This window comes from Bradyrhizobium sp. dw_78 (assembly GCF_018449525.1).
Lineage (GTDB): Bacteria > Pseudomonadota > Alphaproteobacteria > Rhizobiales > Xanthobacteraceae > Bradyrhizobium.
On sequence record NZ_JAAVUS010000001.1, the window covers coordinates 1,153,154 to 1,172,789 of the forward strand.

Annotated in this window: 17 protein-coding genes; 5 read left to right on the forward strand and 12 right to left on the reverse strand. The window is 63.5% G+C overall.

The window, feature by feature from the left end:
- Positions 1-68 precede the first annotated feature (68 nt).
- Genes HB630_RS05400 through HB630_RS05410 form a run of 3 tightly spaced genes read left to right on the forward strand, consistent with a single transcriptional unit; the run spans position 69 to position 3,078 of the window.
- On the forward strand, positions 69-1,202 hold the full coding sequence (locus tag HB630_RS05400; protein WP_346656033.1) for an ABC transporter permease: 1,134 nt from the start codon (positions 69-71) through the stop codon (positions 1,200-1,202).
- A complete protein-coding gene (locus HB630_RS05405; RefSeq protein WP_213770540.1) occupies positions 1,202-1,960 on the forward strand; it encodes an ATP-binding cassette domain-containing protein in 759 nt (252 codons plus the stop codon). Before HB630_RS05400 ends, HB630_RS05405 begins: the two co-directional genes overlap by 1 nt.
- Before the next feature lie 8 nt (positions 1,961-1,968).
- Positions 1,969-3,078: an MlaD family protein gene (locus tag HB630_RS05410; protein ID WP_213770541.1), complete on the forward strand. Its 1,110-nt coding sequence runs from the start codon at positions 1,969-1,971 to the stop codon at positions 3,076-3,078.
- A gap of 18 nt (positions 3,079-3,096) precedes the next feature.
- On the opposite strand, the gene fixJ is transcribed toward HB630_RS05410, so the two are convergent.
- Both fixJ and HB630_RS05420 read right to left on the reverse strand, forming a co-directional pair.
- Entirely contained in the window at positions 3,097-3,702 is a 606-nt protein-coding gene (gene fixJ, locus HB630_RS05415; RefSeq protein ID WP_213770542.1) for a response regulator FixJ, read from the reverse strand.
- The gene (locus tag HB630_RS05420; RefSeq protein WP_213770543.1) at positions 3,689-5,179 is read right to left on the reverse strand and encodes a PAS domain S-box protein; all 1,491 of its coding nucleotides are present in this window, start codon (positions 5,177-5,179) and stop codon (positions 3,689-3,691) included. The genes fixJ and HB630_RS05420 overlap by 14 nt, the downstream gene beginning before the upstream one ends.
- 158 nt (positions 5,180-5,337) lie before the next feature.
- On the opposite strand from HB630_RS05420, the gene HB630_RS05425 reads away from it, so the two are divergent.
- Positions 5,338-5,499 carry a hypothetical protein gene (locus HB630_RS05425; protein WP_213770545.1) on the forward strand — a complete coding sequence of 54 codons (162 nt, stop codon included), beginning with the start codon at positions 5,338-5,340 and terminating at the stop codon, positions 5,497-5,499.
- On the opposite strand, the gene HB630_RS05430 is transcribed toward HB630_RS05425, so the two are convergent.
- Positions 5,496-5,699 (reverse strand): hypothetical protein, encoded by a 204-nt coding sequence (locus HB630_RS05430; protein WP_213770547.1) that lies wholly within the window; start codon positions 5,697-5,699, stop codon positions 5,496-5,498. The genes HB630_RS05425 and HB630_RS05430 overlap by 4 nt on opposite strands.
- A gap of 76 nt (positions 5,700-5,775) precedes the next feature.
- Positions 5,776-6,153 (reverse strand): hypothetical protein, encoded by a 378-nt coding sequence (locus tag HB630_RS05435; RefSeq protein WP_213770548.1) that lies wholly within the window; start codon positions 6,151-6,153, stop codon positions 5,776-5,778.
- A 249-nt stretch (positions 6,154-6,402) separates the two neighbouring features.
- On the opposite strand from HB630_RS05435, the gene HB630_RS05440 reads away from it, so the two are divergent.
- On the forward strand, positions 6,403-6,663 hold the full coding sequence (locus HB630_RS05440; RefSeq protein ID WP_213770549.1) for a hypothetical protein: 261 nt from the start codon (positions 6,403-6,405) through the stop codon (positions 6,661-6,663).
- 132 nt (positions 6,664-6,795) lie between these two features.
- Here the strand turns inward: HB630_RS05440 and fabI are convergent, their stop codons facing one another.
- The 8 genes from fabI to HB630_RS05480 all read right to left on the reverse strand — a co-directional run bounded on the left by fabI (position 6,796) and on the right by HB630_RS05480 (position 19,602).
- Positions 6,796-7,596: an enoyl-ACP reductase FabI gene (gene fabI, locus HB630_RS05445; protein WP_213770550.1), complete on the reverse strand. Its 801-nt coding sequence runs from the start codon at positions 7,594-7,596 to the stop codon at positions 6,796-6,798.
- Between the two features lie 65 nt (positions 7,597-7,661).
- Complete coding sequence (locus HB630_RS05450) at positions 7,662-8,858, reverse strand: acetate/propionate family kinase (protein WP_346656034.1); 1,197 nt, start codon at positions 8,856-8,858, stop codon at positions 7,662-7,664.
- Positions 8,859-8,860: 2 nt separating this feature from the next.
- The gene (locus HB630_RS05455; RefSeq protein WP_213770552.1) at positions 8,861-10,294 is read right to left on the reverse strand and encodes a bifunctional enoyl-CoA hydratase/phosphate acetyltransferase; all 1,434 of its coding nucleotides are present in this window, start codon (positions 10,292-10,294) and stop codon (positions 8,861-8,863) included.
- A gap of 13 nt (positions 10,295-10,307) precedes the next feature.
- Positions 10,308-12,125, reverse strand: a complete 1,818-nt coding sequence (locus HB630_RS05460; RefSeq protein ID WP_276571582.1) for an alpha/beta fold hydrolase — start codon at positions 12,123-12,125, stop codon at positions 10,308-10,310.
- A gap of 187 nt (positions 12,126-12,312) precedes the next feature.
- A complete protein-coding gene (locus tag HB630_RS05465) occupies positions 12,313-14,694 on the reverse strand; it encodes an HAD-IC family P-type ATPase (protein ID WP_346656035.1) in 2,382 nt (793 codons plus the stop codon).
- 14 nt (positions 14,695-14,708) lie between these two features.
- Complete coding sequence (locus HB630_RS05470) at positions 14,709-15,833, reverse strand: ABC transporter permease (RefSeq protein WP_213770775.1); 1,125 nt, start codon at positions 15,831-15,833, stop codon at positions 14,709-14,711.
- Positions 15,834-15,838: 5 nt separating this feature from the next.
- Positions 15,839-18,598 (reverse strand): ribosome-associated ATPase/putative transporter RbbA, encoded by a 2,760-nt coding sequence (rbbA, locus tag HB630_RS05475; RefSeq protein ID WP_213770554.1) that lies wholly within the window; start codon positions 18,596-18,598, stop codon positions 15,839-15,841.
- Positions 18,595-19,602: an HlyD family efflux transporter periplasmic adaptor subunit gene (locus tag HB630_RS05480; protein WP_346656036.1), complete on the reverse strand. Its 1,008-nt coding sequence runs from the start codon at positions 19,600-19,602 to the stop codon at positions 18,595-18,597. Before HB630_RS05480 ends, rbbA begins: the two co-directional genes overlap by 4 nt.
- Positions 19,603-19,636: the final 34 nt, after the last annotated feature.

Consider the following 19,636-nt stretch of genomic DNA (forward strand, 5'->3'; position numbering starts at 1 on the left):
TGCGATGGGTCAACAACAGGGGCTGCGCGACCGTTATTGACGTAGCCGCAACTTGCGCGAGGAATATCGTGACGGATGAAGTACCAGATTTGCGCGCCGTCGAGGGCGACCCGCTGATCCTGCGCGCCAGCGGAGCGTGGACGGCGGTCCATGCCGAAGCGCTTGAATCCCTGTTCGACCGGAATGCAGGGCTGCTCGAACGCACCCGCCGCTTCCGCATCGATGTTTCGGCGGTGAGCCAGCTCGATACCGTCGGCGCATGGCTGATCGAAAAGATGACGCGGTTCACCGGAGCCGATCAGGCTGCCGCGGTGACCAATCTGGCGGCGCCGATGGCCGGCCTGATGCAGGAGATGCACGGCCTGAATCGAAGCCGTCCGGCTGCGGTCTCCTCCGGTCATCGGGTGGTGGCATGGCTGGAAATGCTGGGCCGCACGGTCTGGGCCTCCCGAATCGATGTCATCGAATTTCTCGACATATTGGGGGCGTTCAGCGCGGCGCTGTGGCGCCTGCTGCGCCATCCGCGTTCGTTCCGGCTCACCTCGACCGTGTACCAGCTCTCGCTGGTCGGCTGGCAGGCGGTTCCGATCATGGCCCTGATCACATTCCTGATCGGCGCCATCATTGCGCAGCAGGGCATTTTCCACTTCCGCCGCTTTGGCGCGGAATCCTATGTCGTCGACATGGTCGGGATCCTGGTGCTGCGCGAAATCGGGGTGCTGATCGTCGCGATCATGGTCGCCGGGCGTTCCGGCAGCGCCTACACGGCCGAAATCGGGTCGATGAAGATGCGCGAGGAGATCGACGCGCTCAAGACCATGGGGCTCGATCCCATGGAGGTGCTGATCGTTCCGCGCATCATCGCCCTCGTGATCGCGCTCCCGATCCTGACCTTCATCGGCTCGCTGGCTGCGCTCTATGGCGGCGGGCTTGTTGCGTGGCTTTATGGCGGCATGAGTCCCGCGATCTTCATCGCGCGTCTGCACGAAGCGGTCTCGGTGACGCAATTCGAGGTCGGCATCATCAAGGCGCCGTTCATGGCGCTGGTGATCGGTCTTGTCGCGGCCATGGAGGGTCTTCGTGTCGAGGGCAGCGCCGAGTCGCTCGGCCGCCAGACCACGTCCTCGGTCGTCAAATCGATCTTTCTGGTGATCGTCCTCGACGGCCTGTTCGCGGTCTTCTTTGCATCGATTGGAATGTGATGACGGACGGGACAGACGAAGTAGCGATCCATGTGCAGGATCTGGTGGTTGGATTCGGCCGCCATACCGTGATCGACCATTTGTCGCTCGATGTCATGAGCGGCGAGATCATGGGTCTGGTGGGCGCATCCGGGGGCGGCAAGTCCGTGCTGATGCGGACGATCATCGGGCTGTTGCCGAAGCGAAGCGGCACCATCGCGGTGGCGCCGGCCGAGGGGCGGCCGGCCGCCGGGCGCTGGGGCGTGCTGTTTCAGCAGGGCGCGTTGTTCTCGTCGCTGAATGCGCGGCAGAACATCCAGGTGCCGCTGCGGGAAAGCTTTTCTTTGTCGGAGCAATTACTGGACGAGATCGCGACCGCCAAGCTGGAGATGGTCGGGCTTTCGCGCGAAGACGGCGACAAGATGCCGTCAGAGCTTTCGGGCGGCATGACCAAGCGCGTGGCGCTGGCGCGCGCGCTGGCGCTGGATCCGGCGATTCTTTTTCTCGACGAGCCGACCTCCGGCCTCGATCCGATCGCGGCCGGCGAATTCGATACGCTGATCAACATCCTGCAACGAACGCTCGGCCTCACGGTCCTGATGGCGACGCACGATCTCTCAAGTCTTGCCACGATCTGCGACCGTGTCGCCGCGCTGGCTGACGGCCGGATCGTCGCCCTCGGGCCGCTTCCCGAAGTCCGCGCTTCGGATCATCCCTGGGTCAAAGCCTACTTCCACGGCGCCCGGGCCGAGATGATTCACGCCCCCCACCAACCCTAGAGACCATCATGGAAACTCGTGCACCATTCGTCATCGTCGGCGCCTTTGTGATCATCGCGATCGGAGCCGTGTTCGGCTTCGTCTACTGGCTGAATAATTCCGGAGGCGTGGGAAAGCGGGATAGCTATCATATCGCGTTCGAGGAGCCCGTGCCCGGCCTTCTCACCGGCGCGGCGGTTCTCTTCAACGGCATTCGCGTCGGCGAGGTGACTGATCTCGGCCTGGTGCCGGATCAGCCCCGCGCCGTTCGCGCGACGATCGCGGTGGAGCAGCATACGCCGGTGCGCAAGGACACCAAGGTCGGGCTCGATTTTCAGGGGCTGACCGGCGTTCCGGTGGTCGCGCTCGAAGGTGGCAATGCCGGCACCGCAGCGCTTGATGAAGGTGGTACGCTGGTGGCCGAAAAGGGCGCCGGGACCAGCATGACACAGGCGGCGCGCAATGCGCTTCAGCGTGTCGATACGATCCTCGGCGACAACGCCGACAACCTCCACAACACCATTGCCAATCTCAGCACCTTCGCCGACGGCCTGGCGCGGAATACGCCGCAGCTCGACGGCATCATGACAGGTCTCGAACGCATGACCGGCGGCGGTCCGGCGGCCGCGCGCAAAACCACCTATGATTTGTCGGCGGTCGGCAAATTCGACGAGCCGCGGATACCGCTGAAGGCGGAGTTCTCGGTCTCCGAGCCCAGCGCGGTGGCGCGGCTGCAAACGCAGCGCTTCCTGTTCTCGCCCGATGCGGACCATTCCGGATTTGACGACGCCCAGTGGAGCGACAGCCTTCCGATCCTGCTTCAGGCGCGCGTGCTGCAAAGCTTCGAGAACTATGACATCGCCCATGCGCCGCTCCGCTCCGAACCGGGGGCGGATTCCGGGAACCGGCTGGTTCTCGATCTGCGCCAGTTCGAAGTCCAGATGGAGCCGTCGCCGCATGCCGTGGTCAGCTTTTCCGCCAAGCTGGTCGACAGCGCCAACGTGGTCAAGGCTGCGCGCGTCTTCCAGGGCGACAGCGCGATCGCCGCACTCGATCCAGCGTCGGCGGCTCTCGCCTTCAACAGTGCATTCGGAAATGCGGCAAAGGATCTCGTGAGCTGGACCGCGCACCAATTGTAGTGGCGGGCGGGGCGTTCGTTATAGCCCTGCCGCCAGGGCCAGCCGCATCAGTTCGGACATGCTGCGCGCGCCGGTCTTGGCCATCAGATTGGCGCGGTAGACTTCCACGGTGCGGGGACTGATGCCGAGATCGTGCGCGATCACCTTGTTGATCTTGCCGGCGACGAGGCCGCTCAACACGTCGCGCTCGCGCGGCGATAGTTCGGCGAGGCGGGCTTCGGCGGCCCGGCGCTGTCCGTCGTCATTCGGCGCGCGGACGGTGAGCGCGCTGCGCACCGCGCTGAGAAGGATGTCGTCGTCAAACGGCTTTTCGATGAAGTCGACGGCGCCGACCTTCATCGCCTCGACCGCCAACGCGACGTCGCCGTGGCCGGTGATGATGACGACCGGGCAGGCGATGCCGTCGGCTTTCAGCTTGCGCACCAGCTCCAGGCCGCTCATCCCGGGCATGCGGACGTCGGAGATGACGCAGTCGAGGCTGGCGCCCGGCACCTGATCGAGGAAGGCATTGGCGGAATCGTGAACCTTCACGTCGAAGCCGTGGACGTCGAGCAGAAAGGCAAGTGAATCCCGCATGGCGGGATCGTCGTCGATGACGTGGATCGTGGGCTTATGCGTCGTCATGACCGGCTTCTGTCTCCACAAATGGCACCGTGAACTGGAAACGCGTGCCGCCGGCCTCGCCGGGTTCGGTCCAGATCCGTCCGCCGTGGGCTTCGATGATGGAGCGGCAGATCGAGAGTCCGACGCCCATTCCGCTCGCTTTTGTTGTCAGGAATGGCTGAAAAAGCTGCTCAGCGACGGCCGGATTGATCCCCATTCCCGTGTCGGCGACCGAAAATAATATCATGTTCTCGTCGCGGGCCACAGTCAGGGTCAGCTCGCGCCGTTCGGTCGTCTCCATCGCTTCGATCGCATTGCGGATGAGGTTGAGCGCGACCTGCTGAATTTGAATTTTGTCGACGGCGATGGCCGGCAATTCGCTGTCGAACTGCAAGGCGACGCGGACGTTCTGCTCCTTGGCGCCGACCAGCGCGAGCGCGGCGGCTTCTTCCATCAGGGTCGCGGGATTCTCCAGCGTATGCTGCGTCTCGCCCTTGGCGACGAACTCTCGCAAACGCTTGATGATGTCGCCGGCGCGCAACGCCTGGACGGCGGTGCGGTCCAGCGCATCGCGCAGCCGGTGCGTATCCGGGGGCGAGGCGTTCAGGAGGACGGCGGCGCCCCGGACGTAGTTTGTGATGGCCGAGAGCGGCTGATTGAGTTCATGGGCGATGGAGGAGGCCATCTCGCCCATGGCCGTCAGGCGCGAGACGTGCCCGAGTTCGGACTGCAATTCCTGCATCCGCCGCTCCTGCGTCCGGCGCTCGGTCAGGTCGCGAATGAATCCGGTGAAAAATCGCTCGCCGCGGACTTCGGCTTCGCCGACGGCCAATTCCATCGGAAAGGTTGAGCCGTCCCGTCGTTCGCCGACCACGATACGGCCGATGCCGATAATGCGCTTCTCACCCGTATCCCTGTAGCGCTTGAGATAATGGTCGTGCTCCTGGCGGTAGGGCGAGGGCATCAGCAGCGACACGTTGCGGCCGATTACTTCGTCGGGAGACCAGCCGAACAGCCTCACGGCAGCCGCGCTGAAAGAGCGCATGTTGCCGCGATCGTCGATGAGAATCATCGCCTCCGGAACGGTGTCGAGAATCGACTGAAGCTGCGCCTGCCGGTAGCTTGCATCTTCGGACTCGCGCAGCAGCCGGTCGCCGATCACGCCGATAACCGGGCCCAGCACCGCGAAGAACGTGATGTCGATGAGATTGGCGGTTTCCAGGGACTGGACAGGTCCGAGAAAGCCGATGCTGATCGCGATGCATAGAACCGTTGCAAAAATGGCAGGCCCGCGGCCCCCAGCAAATGTCGAGAAAATGACCACCGGCACGTACATGGCTGTGAAAGCACGGCCTTCGAAATCGGCCCGCAGCAGAAAACGGAAAGCCAGCGCCAGCGCGACCACGGCTGCCGCCGTGCCGTATCGATACAAGACGCGACCCTGCCCGGCCGAACCCGGCTTGGACGGGGGACGGGATGCGTTATTGGAGGCTTTCATCGGACATCGTGACATGGAACGGAAAGGAAAGACAGCTATTGGGTATCCTGTCTGTAACGGGCCGTCACTAGCCTATCCGAATCCTCATCTATCATCCCTTGTTCCCTCCGGAACGTCGTGCAATGTTTCACGGGCAGGGTCTGCAAGGAGACATCCCAATGGACAGGACCGTCGCTAGCCTGAACATTGAGCATTTCAAGAAACTATTGGAAGCCGAAACCGACCCTAAGAAACGGGGTATTATTGAACGGCTGCTTGCCGAAGAAGAGGCGAAGGTTGCAGGTCCGCTGGCAACTGATGGCCTCCAGAAGCCTGCCTAGTCGGTCTTCTCCTCCCACGGCCGCCAATGCGTCGGATTGACGTGGACCGGAGCCTGCGTGATCGTGTTTGTCCATCCGCTGAGTATCCGCCGACATGGAAATACCAGCCGGTGAACATCGTCGCCTTCAATGACCGCAAGTTCAAGATCTCGCCCGAACGGCGCTGTCGTGATCGCCTGCCAGCGCCGATTGGTATCCATTACAAATTCCCACCCTTTCATGAGGCGTTAAGCTACGGGCTCTGCTTGGCCCGGCGGATTCACATCCAGGCTGACGTCATGACGGCTCGGCGGGCGTGGCCGCGGCATCGCTTGCTGCCCGTCCCGAAGGCGCGAAAATCCGGGTCTCGATCTCCCCGAGCGCCCGAGCGTTCTCCATCATGTAGCTTGCGTCGTCGGTCGCGCGTTTGGTGAAGTCCCGCAAATAGTCCTGAAATATCTTCGCCTTGTCGGTCAACGAGGTGGCGGCGCTGGCTTTCCAGAGCACATCCCAGCACTGGCTGGATTCGATCTGAATCTGTTCAAACCAGTGCCTGTTCACCTCGACCAGTTTCCTGCCGAATTCGGCCTGGATATTCATGGCTTGGGCCGAACGTTGGTGCAGCGCAGCAGCGAAAGCTGGCGTTAAGCTCGTCACATTCTCCTGCTCGGACATGCTCGTCTCCTGTGCTACTTTGTTTAAACGCTAGGCGCTCCGCGAAGCGGCGATATTGAGCTAAATCAACATTCAAGCGGAGAAAGTCGGCGGCCCAATTGATGCTGGTCAAAAGGCGGGGCTGGTCGTGGTCCAATATTGCTCACAGCCAAACGACAGGAGAGCAATGTGTTTCCTACCTTCGCGGTACTGCTTGCCACTTCGCATCTTATGATTGCGGCCCACCCTGCGGCCGGGGCGGCCGCTGCGATGCCCCAATTCGACATCACTGCCAATTGCCGCGCCGAGATATCGACCATTTCCGGCGTCTCCGAGTCGCTGCAGCAATGCGTGTCCGACGAACAGACGGCGCGCGACGCATTGCAGCCGGAATGGTCGGGTTTCATCGCCCACGACCAGCGCGAGTGCCTGCAGGAAACCGGCATGGACGGCACGCCCAGCTATGTCGAACTGAAGATCTGCCTCGAAATGGCACGCGATGCGCGCCGTATGCGGAAAAACAACACGTAACTTTAGTTCGATGGTTGCCTTGGATCGGGTCGGGCGTTCCGGCCCGTGTTTGTTGTGCAAACCGGAAGCCACTCCGCCATCCGGGCATGGGGCAGGCTTTCGTCCGAAGACCCGATAGGCAGATTTTGCGAATTACGCGGTGATGTGGGCGCCGCCATCGACCGGAATCACCGTGCCGGTAATGCGGCGGGCGGCATCGCTGACGAGGAACGCCGCCAGATTTCCGACGTCGCTGATTTCCACCAGATGATGCTCCGGCGCGAGCAAGGCGGCGGCTTCCAGCAACTCGTCGAACTGGTCGATGCCGCTGGCGGCGCGGGTTTTGATCGGGCCAGGCGATATCGCGTGGGCACGAATGCCCTTGGGCCCGAGTTCGGCGGCCACATAGCGCATGCTGCTCTCGAGCGCGGCCTTCACCGGCCCCATCAGGTTGTAGTTCTTGACCACATGTTCGGAGCCGTAAAAGGTCACGGCCAGAAGACAGCCGCCGCCCGCCATCAGGGGTTCGGCGAGATGCGCCATCCGGATGAAGGAGTGGCACGAGACCTCCATCGCGATATCGAAGCCCGCGACGGAACAGTCGGTCACCCGGCCATGCAGGTCATCACGGGGCGCGAAGGCAATCGAATGCAGCAGGAAGTCGAGGCCGCCCCAGGCGGCCTGGACGCGGGAGAACACGTCTTCCAGTTGGCCGGGAATCCGGACATCGCAGGGCAGCAGCAATTCGCAACCGAGCCGGTCGGTGACCGGGCGGACAAAGGGCTCGGCTTTGTCGTTCAGGTAGGTTGCGGCCAAACGGGCGCCGCTGCGGGCAAAAGCCTCGGCGCATCCGGCCGCGATGCTGTGCTCATTGGCGATCCCGATCACGAGACCCTTCTTGCCGCGCAGATCGACAAGGGGAGTGGCCAGCGGCGTGACATCGGCGTTTGCCATCGAGATAGTCCTTATGACCGGAGCATGATCCTGAACATGGGAAGCGTTTTCGAAAAGATCGTGCTCTAGGCTGGAGACACTCCGCGCACGATATCGAGGGTGTGGCGGGCGATCATCGCTTCTTCGTCTGTCGGGATCACGCGAACGGCGATGCGGCTCTGCGGGGAACTGATCACATCGGCTCCGTCGGCATTGGCCTTCTCGTCGAGGATCACGCCGAGCCAGCGCAGCCGCTCGCACACCCACGCCCGGATCGGCGGCGCGTGCTCGCCGATCCCGGCGGTAAAGACGATGCCGTCCAGCCCGCCAAGCGAACTGGTCAGGGCGCCGACCTCGCGGGCTATGCGATAGACAAAGAGTTCGAGGGCTTCCCTGGCGTGAACGTCCTGGCTTGCGAGCAGCGTGCGCATGTCGCTCGCAAGGCCTCCCGAAACCCCGAGCAGGCCGGATTTGCGATAAAGCAGATCTTCGACCTGCTTGGCGGTCATCTTTTTCTCCTGCTCCAGATAGAGGACGACGCCGGGATCGAGCGACCCGCACCGCGTTCCCATCATCAACCCGTCCAGCGCAGTGAAGCCCATGGTCGTATCGATGCTCCGGCCTCCCTGCATGGCGCACAGGCTGGCGCCGTTGCCGAGATGGGCGGCGATGACCTTGCCATTCGCGAGATCCGGGGCAAGCTTGCGCAATTGACGGGAAATATATTCGTAGGACAGGCCGTGAAAGCCGTAGCGCCGCACGCCTTCGGCCTCGAACTCGCGCGGCAGCGCGAAGCGCGTCGCCACCTTCGGCAGGGCGTGATGGAATGCGGTGTCGTAGCAGGCGACCTGCGGCAATTGGGGCCGGATCTTGCCGATGGCGTAGATCGGCGCCAGGCTGTGCGGTTCGTGCAGCGGCGCCAGCGGAGTCAGCCGCTCAAGCAATTTCAACAGGTCTGGGGTCACGCGTTCGGGCCGATCGTGATCCGGGCCGCCGTGGACGATGCGGTGGCCGACCGCCATCAGCGTATCGCCTCCCAGATCCTTTTCGATCCACGCGATCATCTCCTCGAGCAGCGGGCCGAAGTCCTCATCGGCCTTCGCCCAGCGGCGTTCGGCCAGGATCTTTCCCTGCATATCGCGTGCGATGAAATGCGGGGCGCTGCCGATGCTTTCGACCTCGCCCTTGGAGACAAGCGTCATCGTGTCTCCGGCCCCAATTTCGAACAGCGAGAACTTGATGCTCGAGGAGCCGGCGTTGAGCGTGAGGATTGCTTGCGTCACCTCTAGACTCCTGCCGCTTTTTGCGCCGCGGCGGCGCGATTGCGCGCGATCAGGACCGCAACGGCGCATGAGGCGAGCCGCGTGCGCTCGGCATCGGCCCGGCTGGTGAGGATGATCGGGATGCGCGCGCCAAGCACGACGCCAGCGGCGTCGGCGCCGGCCAGGAATGTCAATTGCTTCGCCAGCATGTTGCCGGCCTCGAGATCCGGAACGACCAGGATATCGGCGCGGCCCGCGACCTCGGAGACGATCCCTTTTTCCTTTGCCGCGGCCGGGCTGATCGCGTTGTCGAACGCCAGCGGACCGTCGACCAGGGCTCCGGTGATCTGGCCTCGATCGGCCATCTTGCAGAGCGCCGCCGCATCGAGCGTGGAGCGGATCTTCGGGTTGACCGTCTCGACCGCCGACAGCAGCGCCACGCGCGGCAACTGGATTCCCATGACATGGGCGAGGTCGATGGCGTTTTGCACGATGTCGCGCTTCTGATCGAGGTCGGGCGCGATATTGACGGCGGCGTCGGTGATCAGCAGCGGCCGCGGATATCCGGGCACGTCGATCAGATAGACGTGGCTTAGCCGGCGACCGATGGACAATCCGCTGCCGGGCTCCAGCACCGCGTGAAGCAGCTCGTCTGTGTGCAGGGAGCCCTTCATCAGCAGCGCGGCTTCGCCTTTGCGGACGAGACCGACCGCTGCGGCCGCCGCTTCATGGGGGGCGGTATCGACCAGCCGGAATGCGGAAATGTCGAGTTTCGCCGTGTTCGCCGCTGCAAGGATCGTCGCCTTCGGGCCGACGAGGATCGGTTCGATCAGCCCGGCGGAGGCGGCCTCGACCGCGGCGCCGACGGATTCGGGATCGCAAGGATGGGCGATTGCGGTCGGGACGGGTGGGCCGCTGCCGGCGGTCGCCTCGCCGATCACGGCATGGAATCGTTCGTGGCGGCTGAGGCGGACGCTCGGCAGTTCGATGCGAGGCCGGCGCACTTTTTCGGTCGGCGCCCGCACATGCGCGGTCCCGGTTACGACCACTTCGCCGCTTTGATTGACGCAGCGACACTCCAGAACCAGATCGCCCTTCTCGGGATGCTTTTCCTTGACGATAACGCTGGCGGTGATGGTGTCGCCGATATCGACCGGCCGCAGGAAGCGAAGATCCTGGCCCAGATAGATCGTGCCGGGTCCGGGCAATCTGGTGCCGAGCACGCTGGAGATCAGCCCGGCGCTGAGCATGCCGTGGGCGATGATGCGGTGGAACATGTCGGTCCGCGCATAGGCCGGGTCCATATGGGCCGGATTGACGTCGCCGGAAACCACCGCGAACAGATCGATGTCCTGCTGGCTGATGGTCTTGGAAAGACTGGCCTGATCGCCGACCGCGACCTCGTCATAGGTCCGGTTCTCGATGAATTCGCTGGTCGTGGATATTACGGCGTCCATATCGAGCGCTCCTTCAGCTTTCCCGGACATAGCTGCCGGGCGCATCACAGACGGCGGGATAGCCCATCTCCGGAGAGGAGAGCGGTGGCGGCATCACCGGCGCGCCGGAATAACCGGCCAGCCATTTGACCAATTCCGGCCACCAGGACCCCTCTTGCGGAGCTGCGGCCGACATCCATTCTTCCGGAGCAAGATACAGGCCCCGGCGCGGCCGATGCGCCAAACGGTAATGACGATGGCGGTGGCCGGGTTCGCTGACGATGCCGGCATTATGCCCGCCCGAGGTGAGGACAAACGTGATGTCGCCATTGTTCAGCAGGTGAATTTTATAGACCGATCGCCACGGCGCGACGTGATCGGTCTCGGTCCCCACCGCAAACAGCGGCACGTGAATTTCCTGGATCGCGATCGGCCGTCCGTCCACCTGAAAGCGGCCTTCGGCGAGGTCGTTGTTGAGGAACATCGCGTGCAGATATTGCGAATGCATCCGGTACGGCATCCGGGTCGCGTCCGCGTTCCACGCCATGAGATCGTTGGGGTGGTCGCGCTCGCCGAGCAGGTAGCTCTTGATCATGCGGGACCAGACCAGATCGTTGGAGCGCAGCATCTGGAACGCGCCCGACATCTGCGTGCTGTCGAGATAACCCTGACGCCACATCACGTCGTCCAGCAGTGCGAGTTGGCCTTCGTCGGTGAAAAGCTGCAACTCGCCGGCCTCGGTGAAGTCGGTCTGGGCGGCGAGCATCGTGACGGTCGCAAGGCGGTCGTCGCCCTCGCGGGCCATCGTCGCCGCGGCGATCGACAATAGCGTGCCGCCCAGGCAGTAGCCGCAGGCGTGAATTTTCTCGTCGCCGCAAATCGCGCGAACCGCGTCGATGGCCGCCATCACCCCGAGCTGGCGGTAGTCGTCAAAGGACATCTCGCGCAGCTCCGGCCCCGGATTTCGCCATGAAATGCAAAACACGGTGAAGCCCTGCGACACCAGATAGCGAATGAAGGAGTTTCCCGGCGACAGATCCAGAATATAGTATTTCATGATCCACGCCGGCACGACCAGGATCGGCTCGGGACGAACGGTGGGAGTCACCGGCTCATACTGGATCAGCTCCATCAGGTCGTTGCGGAAGACGACCTTTCCCGGCGTCACCGCGAGGTTCTCTCCGACAGCGAAGCCTTCCACGTCGTCGATAAGGCGTCCGCTCGCGATCCGCCGCATATCCTCGGCGTAATTCATAAATCCCTTGACGAAATTGCCGCCGGACTGCTGCACGGTGGCGCGCAATACCTCCGGGTTGAGCCAGGGAATATTCGACGGCGAGAAGATGTCGAGAAGCTGTCTGGCGTCGAACGTGACGACGTCGCTGTGCGACTTGGTGACGCCCGGAAGTCCGGTGGTCGCTTCCTTCCACCATTCTTCCGTCAACAGGAAGGCCTGCGCGATCGTATTGAAAGGCGGCTGCGACCAGGCTTCGTCGCGAAAGCGGTGGTCTTCAGGCTCGGGCTGTGTCCAGTCGGCAGCGGACAGCAGGCGCTGCGCTTGCTTGGCGGCCTTGACCGCGAGCCCGAGCCGCCGTTCGGGCGCGTCGGCGAGGTGCAGGGACCAGTCGAGATAGGCAAGCATCAATGAAATGGGCGAGAGCGATCCGGTTGCCTTGGCCTGCCAGGCGTGCAGCAGCCGGTCGAACGACCTGCCATCGGCCATGCCGGCCGGATGGCGGGGCACAGGTCCGAGCGGAACGACGGATCGCGGCGCCGCGGGGACCAGTTCAGCGTGCTTGTTGCTGTCGGCGGTGGCATCGTGGGGTAGGACAGCGTCACTTGTCTGGAGCATGAAATCACCTGGGCGAAGCATCGGGGCCTTGATGCTCAATAAGCCGGCCGTAGCAGAATCTGCTTGATCCTTGTCAACGAAATAGGGCGGCCAGGTTCGGCACACGCTTGCCGCGATATATCACCGGATGATGAAAGTTATTTTCGGCCAATAGCTTGTATTTGACCCTTTGCCAGGACTGCCGTCATCACGTCACCTTGAACAGCCGGAAGGTCACTGATTTGACCGCGTCGAGGACGAAGGCAAACATGATCGCCGCGCCGAATATCGAGAGCACGACGGCAATCGGCAGCGGCGCCATCAAAATCCCGTTAACGGCAAGCGACGGGATGATCAGCAGGTCGGCCATCGAGCACAGCACGACGATCGCGCTCGGCCTCGACGACCACAAATGCTCGCGCTCGCGCACGACGTAGAACAGGGCCTGTCCGCTGAAGACCAGCGTGACCAGCGTCAGGGTTCGCAGCGTATCGATATCGAATTGCAGCCGGTATTTTCCGATCGCCAGCACGCTGACGCAAAACGCGAGATCGACGACGCCCATGACCGCGCCCGCCCGTGTCAGCCGGCCGATCCGCCAGCTGTTCGGTCTGGGAGACGGACGCACATTGTCCGTGGTCGACGACATCGCAAGGAAATCGCCGGTGACCATCGAGATCACCATCAGCATCGGCGTCAGGATCGCGTGACCCGTGATCACCAGGCCGACAGCCAGAAACAGCACCTGGCGGACCTTATGCACGATCGATCGCAGCGTGTAGGTCAGGATGCGCTGGAACGCCACGCGTCCAGCCAATACGGCCGTTCGAATTCCCGAAAGCCCGGCTTCCGTCAGGACGATGCCGGCAGCCGACTTGGCGACGTCGGTTGCCGTCGACACTGCAATGCCGAATTGCGCCTGCCGGAGTGCGGGCGCGTCGTTGGCGCCGTCGCCGCACATTCCCACCGTGTTTCCGGCTTTCTGGAACGCCTTGACCAGCGCGTATTTGTCCTCGGGCAGCACCCCGGCGAAGACGGCGAAATCATCCGGATTGAGGCGGTCCGGAATCGATCGGGCAGGGGCGATGGGACCGTCGAGCCCGACGGCATGGGCCACCACGGCGGCGGTCGTTGCCGCGTCACCCGTCGCCATCACGACGGACACGCCGAGCTGGCGCAGATCGGCGATACAGCCCGCGGAGTCCGCGCGCGGCGGATCGCTGAGCGCCAGTAAGCCGGCGAATTTCAAAGACGTGCCGGTGCCGGAAGCAACGCCGAGAACCCGGAAGCCCTGCGTCTCCAATTCGTTCGCCTTTGCTGTAGCTTCGGCCGGGGCCTGCGAAAGACTCGCGACGATCGCAAAGGCGCCCTTGACGATCCTGAGCGCCGCACCAGCCGAATCCGTCGCCAAGGCCTCTGCCATCTTGGTGGCGGGATCGAACGGGACGAATTTTGTCAGCTTCGGCGCATCGTCGGCGGAAGCCGCGATCGCGGCCACACGAACCGCCGCGTCGACCGGATCCTGACCGGCGTCGGAACTGGCCAGCCGCGCCAGCATCAAAAGCTGCGCTTCGTCATGGCCGGGCATCGGGACGATGGCGGAAACGGCCAGTTCGTTGCGCGTCAAGGTCCCGGTCTTGTCCACGCAAAGCACGTTCACCGTGGCCGCTTCGTCGACCGCCGACAGGCGCGTGGGCAGAACGCCTTGCCGGGCGAGCAGCCTGGCGCCGATCGCGGTCGCCAGCGTGAAGGTCGCAGGCAGCGCGACCGGGACGGAGCCGAGCACGGCGACCAGCGCCAGCGGAATGACTTCGGTGATCGGCATATGGATGAAAACGGCATAGCCGATCAGGCAGGCCGTGATCGCGCCATTGATCGCGGCAAGGTAGATCACGACCCGGAATACGGCTTTCTGCTCGGAACTCGCCACATGCGCCGTGCGCACGAGTTCGGCGGTCCGTCCGAACTTTGTCCGTACGCCGGTCGCGGTGACGGTTGCGACGGCCTCGCCCCGCCGCACCAGCGCGCCCGCATAGGTCTCGGCGCCGCCGGTGGCCTCGATCGGCATCGATTCGCCGGTCAGCATCGAATGATCGAGCAGGACGTTTCCCTCAAGCAGATGGACGTCCGCCGGCACGACGCTGCCGAGCGTCAGCTTGACGATGTCGCCCGGCACCAGCGCGGTGGCGGGCAGGATCGTCCAGGCGCCGTCGCGGCGAACCGAGGCGTTCAGCGCCAGCCGCGACTTCAGGGCCGTGATCGTCGCCTGGGCGCGGCCTTCCTGAAACAGCCCGAGCGCCGCGTTGAACACCAGAAGCAGGGCGATGATCGAGGCTTCGATATATTCGCCGAGCACCAGTTGCAGCACGATTGCCGCTTCGAGCAGGCAGGGTACCGGCGCGATGAACTTGCCGAGGATTTGACGCAGCGGATTCCGGTCGGCGTCCGGGGTGGCATTGGGGCCGAAACGCTGAATCCGCGACGTCGCCTCAACGCTGCTCAATCCGTCGGCGTCATGCGCGTCGCCGACAACCGGACGACCGGCCGATGAAGGGTCGGCCGCTTCGATATTTGCAGCCTGCTTCGTCACGTCCGGATCCCCCATCATGAGGACTGCGCGACGACGGCTCGAAAGCGCCAGATCGACAGGCCGAGAAACCCGGCGCCGATCGTCGCGACCGCGAGGAACTGCGGCCAGACGACATCGATGCCGGCGCCGCGATAAAGGATCGACTGCGCGAACGAGACGAAATGCGTCGAGGGGGACGCCTGCATCGCGGTCGCCAGCCACACCGGCATGCTTTCGAGCGGCGTCGCGCTTCCCGATAACTGGTTCATCGGCACGGCAATCAGCATATAGAGCAGACCGAGTTGGGGCATCGATTGGGCAACCGTGCCGAGGAAAATGCCGATCGCAGTCGCGAAGAAGAGATAGATGACGACGCCGACCATGAACAGGGGGATCGAGCCCGCGATCGGTATTCCGAGAAGCAACCGTACCACCAGATACAGCGAAAGAGCCACGGCAATCGCGATAATGAGCCCGTTTGCCCAGATCTTGGACATCGCAATCTGGAACGGCGTCAGCGGCATGACAAGAAGGTGATCCATCGTTCCGTGCTCGCGTTCCCGGACGATCGCAGCGCCGGCCAGGATGATCGCAAGCATGGTGACGTTGTTGATGATGCCCATGACGCTTGTGAACCAGGCGGTATCGACATTCGGGTTGAACGCGATCCGGATCGCGAGGTTGACGGGCGGAGGCGGTGAACCCTCCGATCGCGACAGGAAATCCGCAACCTCGGTGTCGATGATCTGCAACGCGTAGCCGGACCCCAGCCCGGCCTGCACCATGGCCGTCGCATCGACATCGACCTGAAGCGCCGGCTGGCGGCCGCCGAGCACGTCGCGCTCGAAATTGGGAGGAATGTCGATCACGAACGTATACTGGCCGTTGTTCATGAGGTGGTCGATGTCGTGTTCGCTGATCGGGACCGGAGGCTTGAAGTAGGGCGGCAGGAATGCCCGGGCGATGCGGCGCGAGAGTTCCGAGTGATCCTCATCGACATAGGCGATCGATGCGTTGTGCAGTTCCTGCGAGTTGCTCTGCGCCTGGCTGATCACCGCCAGCGAGAACGAGTAGACGACCAGGCCGAGCAGGACATAATCGCGGATGAAGCTGCGCAGTTCCTTCGTGCCCAGCCAGAAGATGTTCGACAGCGACCACATCAGCTTCACGCCTCCTGCTTGCGAAGCAGCAGCAGGCTCCCGGCGGTGAGGACCGGGATGAAGACCGCCAGCGCCAGCAGGCTGGTTGCGAGATCGGTAAAGCCGAGGCCCTTGGTGAAGGTGCCGACGCTGATCGGCCGGAAATAGGTCATGGGAAAGGCGCGTCCGATCAACTGCCCGAATCCGGACAGCGACGATACCGGAGTCAGCATTCCCGAAAATTGCGACGCCGGCAGGATGGTCAGGATCGCCGTGCCGAACAGCGCCGCGATCTGGGTCCGGCAGAAGGTCGAGATGAACATGCCGTATCCGGTCGTCGTGATCACGTAGATGATGACGCCGATCAACAGCGTGAGGAAACTTCCCTTGAGAGGCACATCGAACAGGAACAGCGCCATCGCGAACATGATCGTGAAGTTGATCATGGCGACGCCGACATAGGGAAGCTGCTTGCCGATCAGGAATTCGAGCCGCGTCACCGGCGTTACGTAGAGATTGGTGATCGAGCCGAGCTCCTTCTCGCGCACGATCGCGAGCGCCATCAGGATCGCCGGGAAAAGCGCCAGCAGCATCGCGATCGTCGACGGCACCATGGCGTAAATGCTGTCGAAATCCTGATTATATTTGAACCGGATCTCGACGTCCGCGGGCGGGCCTGTCGTCGGCACCGTGGTCTTGACCGCGGGGTCCGCGAGGTAGAGCTGGTGCATGCCCTGAAGATAGCCGCGGATCGTTTCCGCCCGGAACGGCATCGCCCCGTCGATCCAGGCCGAAGCCCAGGCGGGCCGGCCGCGTTTGATGTTCAAGCCGAAGTTCGGGGGGATTTCGATGCTGGCCTTGATGTCGCCGGCCTGGAGACGCCGCTCGAGCTCGGCATAATCCGCGAGCGGCGGTTTTTCGGAAAAATAGGGCGAGCCTCGCAGCTCCTCCAGATAGGCGCGGCTTTCCGGGGTCTGGTCGCGATCGAGCACCGCAAAGGACAGGTTGTTGACATCGGTCGAGATGCCGAAGCCGAAAACGATCATCAGGAACGCGGTCCCGAACAGCGCGAACATCAGCCGGATCGGATCCCGCGTCAGTTCGAGGCTTTCGCGAATGGTGCAGGCGAGAAGGCGCTGTGGGCTGAAATAGGACCGGCGCGAGTCCCGACGCTTGTCCGGAGCCAGCAGGGATGCCGGGAGCGGCGGCGCGGGCGGTGGCTGCGAAGCGGAGCCGGACAGGTTGGTTGCGTGTTCGAGATAGCGGATGAACGCGCTTTCCAGCGTTGGCGCTCCCTGCGCCCTGACCAGCCCTTCGGGCGTGTCGGTGGCAAGGACGTGCCCCTCATGCATCAGCGAGAGACGGTCGCACCGGGCGGCCTCGTTCATGAAATGGGTCGAGACGAAGATGGTGACGCCCTGATTCCGCGACAGGTCGATCAGCAGCGACCAGAACTGGTCGCGCGCCACCGGATCGACGCCGGAGGTCGGCTCATCCAGAATCAGCAGTTGCGGCTTATGGACGATCGCCACGGCAAGCGACAGCCGCTGCCGGATACCCAGTGGCAATTCGGCGGCGTCATCGTCGATATGAGCCGACAGGCCGCAGGTCTCGACCAGTTCGGCGATCCGCGCTTTCGCGACGGCGGAGGGCAGATGGAACAGCCGGGCGTGAAGCTCGAGATTTTGCCGCACGGTCAGTTCGCTGTAGAGCGAAAACGACTGCGACATGTAGCCGACCAGCTTGCGCGTCTCCATGCTGCCGGCGTCGACCGGCTTGCCGAACAGATAGGCCTGTCCGGCGGTCGCCGGCAAAAGGCCTGTCAGCATCTTCATGGTCGTGGTCTTGCCCGAGCCGTTGGAGCCGACGAATCCGAAGATCTCGCCGCGGCCGATTTCAAAATTGACGCGGTCGACGGCGGTGAAGTCTCCGAACCGGCAGGTCAGGTCTTTCGCCACAATCACCGGCGGCTCGTCGGACACGACGCGCGGAGGCACCGCCGATGTGCTTGCGTCCCTTTTCTCCTTTCCGGGCGATCCCGGCATCAGGCTGACGAAGGCATCCTCGATGTTCGACGTTCCGGTCTGCGATTGAAGCTGCTGCGGCGAGCCGGTGGCGAGGATGCTTCCCGCATTCAGCGCGAGCAGCCAGTCGAACTGCGCGGCCTCTTCCATATAGGCGGTTGCCACCAGCACGCTCATGCCCTCGCGGCGGGCCCGGATGCGGTCGATCAATTCCCAGAACTGCCGGCGTGACAGCGGATCGACCCCGGTGGTCGGCTCGTCGAGGATCAAGAGGTCCGGGTCGTGAATGAGCGAGCAGCACAGGCCGAGCTTCTGGCGCATGCCGCCCGACAATTTCTTCGCCGGCCGGTCCGCGAACGGTGCGAGCGCCGTGCTGTCGAGCAATTCGGCGATGCGCCGCTCACGCTCCTGGTGCGATTGGCCGAACACCCGCGCGAAGAATTCGATGTTCTCGCGCACGCTGAGATCCGGATAGAGGTTCTTTCCCAGTCCCTGCGGCATGTAGGCGATGCGCGGACACACCGACGCCCGGTGCGCCGCGTCCGACACGTCGCCGCCGAGGACCGTCACGCCGCCCGACTGGCAGCGGCGCGCGCCGGCGATGATGCCGAGCAGCGACGATTTTCCGACGCCGTCGGGACCGATCAGCCCGACCATGCAATTGCCGGGAATCTCGATCGTCATCCGGTCGAGGGCTGTGACTTTCCCGTAGCGCTGCGTGACTTCGCGGAGAGAGGCAAGCGCGGGCGCTTGCCCGGTCATGGCTCGCCCCGCAAGGCGTCCGGCCAGGCGGTGGCGGGATCCCAGCGGACATAGGTCAGGCCCGGCAACCCGCTTCTGATCGCGTCCCGGTGCTCGTGCAGCCGTTCCGGGTCGATCTTGACCCGGATCCGGAACATCAGCTTTTCGCGCTCGGTCTGGGTTTCAACCGTCTTCGGCGTGAACTGCGCCTGGCTGGCGACGAACGAGACTTTTGCGGGGATAGCGCGATCCGGATAGGCGTCGAGCACGATGCGCGCATCCGATCCGATCTTGATTCTGCCGGCCTCCATCGTCGGCAGATAGATGTCCATGTAGACATAGTCGAAATCGAGCATCGTGAAGACCTTGCCGCCAGCCGGCAGCACCTCGCCGATATTGGCGACCCGGTACTGGATGCGGCCGTCCTTCGGTGCGATCAGGTCGTTGTCGTTGATGTTGACGGTATAGAGTTGGGCGTCATGTTCGGCCGCCTGCCGCGCATGCTCGTTTTCCTCCACCCTGGCCTTGGCGGCGATCAGCGCGGCATTGGCGGCATCGAGCTGCTGCTTCCTCTGATCGAACACCTCCTGCGTGGTCCAGCCGTTCTTGAGCAGTTCTTTCGCACGGTCCATCTCCTGCGTGGCGAGGGTCTGCTGGGTCTGCTGCTGTTCGACATTGGCTGTGGCTTCGGCGATCGCCCGCTCGGCCTGGCGGGTTTGTGACTGAGCCCGTTCCAGCGACTGCTGCAAATCCCGCGTGTCCATGCGCGCGACCAGCTGTCCCGTCGTCACCATATCTCCGATGTCCACCCGCAATTCGGAAATCCGGCCGGCGAATTTGGTGTCGATGTCGACCTCGTCCGATTCGATCCGGCCGTTGCCGAACGCGATGCCGTCCGGCAGCCGCGAATGATAATATTTCCACCAATAGGCGCCGCCGCCGCCGGCCGCAGCTACTGCGAGAACAAGCGCGATGCCGATCCATTTGCGACGATTCCGCACGCGTTTTCCGGCGGGTACAGGCACCGGTAACCGGCTTGGATCATGGCCGGGGCCCGGT

Bases quoted from the DNA above. Each gene is read 5' to 3' on its own strand.
- HB630_RS05470 (WP_213770775.1), bottom strand. From the start codon at position 15,833: ATGTGGTCGCTGTCGAACATCTTCTGGCTGGGCACGAAGGAACTGCGC.
- HB630_RS05420 (WP_213770543.1), bottom strand. From the start codon at position 5,179: ATGAAAGCCTCCAATAACGCATCCCGTCCCCCGTCCAAGCCGGGTTCG.
- HB630_RS05455 (WP_213770552.1), bottom strand. From the start codon at position 10,294: ATGGACGCCGTAATATCCACGACCAGCGAATTCATCGAGAACCGGACC.
- HB630_RS05430 (WP_213770547.1), bottom strand. From the start codon at position 5,699: ATGGATACCAATCGGCGCTGGCAGGCGATCACGACAGCGCCGTTCGGG.
- HB630_RS05460 (WP_276571582.1), bottom strand. From the start codon at position 12,125: ATGCTCCAGACAAGTGACGCTGTCCTACCCCACGATGCCACCGCCGAC.
- fixJ (WP_213770542.1), bottom strand. From the start codon at position 3,702: ATGACGACGCATAAGCCCACGATCCACGTCATCGACGACGATCCCGCC.
- rbbA (WP_213770554.1), bottom strand. From the start codon at position 18,598: ATGACCGGGCAAGCGCCCGCGCTTGCCTCTCTCCGCGAAGTCACGCAG.
- HB630_RS05405 (WP_213770540.1), top strand. From the start codon at position 1,202: ATGACGGACGGGACAGACGAAGTAGCGATCCATGTGCAGGATCTGGTG.
- HB630_RS05435 (WP_213770548.1), bottom strand. From the start codon at position 6,153: ATGTCCGAGCAGGAGAATGTGACGAGCTTAACGCCAGCTTTCGCTGCT.
- HB630_RS05425 (WP_213770545.1), top strand. From the start codon at position 5,338: ATGGACAGGACCGTCGCTAGCCTGAACATTGAGCATTTCAAGAAACTA.
- HB630_RS05410 (WP_213770541.1), top strand. From the start codon at position 1,969: ATGGAAACTCGTGCACCATTCGTCATCGTCGGCGCCTTTGTGATCATC.
- fabI (WP_213770550.1), bottom strand. From the start codon at position 7,596: ATGGCAAACGCCGATGTCACGCCGCTGGCCACTCCCCTTGTCGATCTG.
- HB630_RS05440 (WP_213770549.1), top strand. From the start codon at position 6,403: ATGCCCCAATTCGACATCACTGCCAATTGCCGCGCCGAGATATCGACC.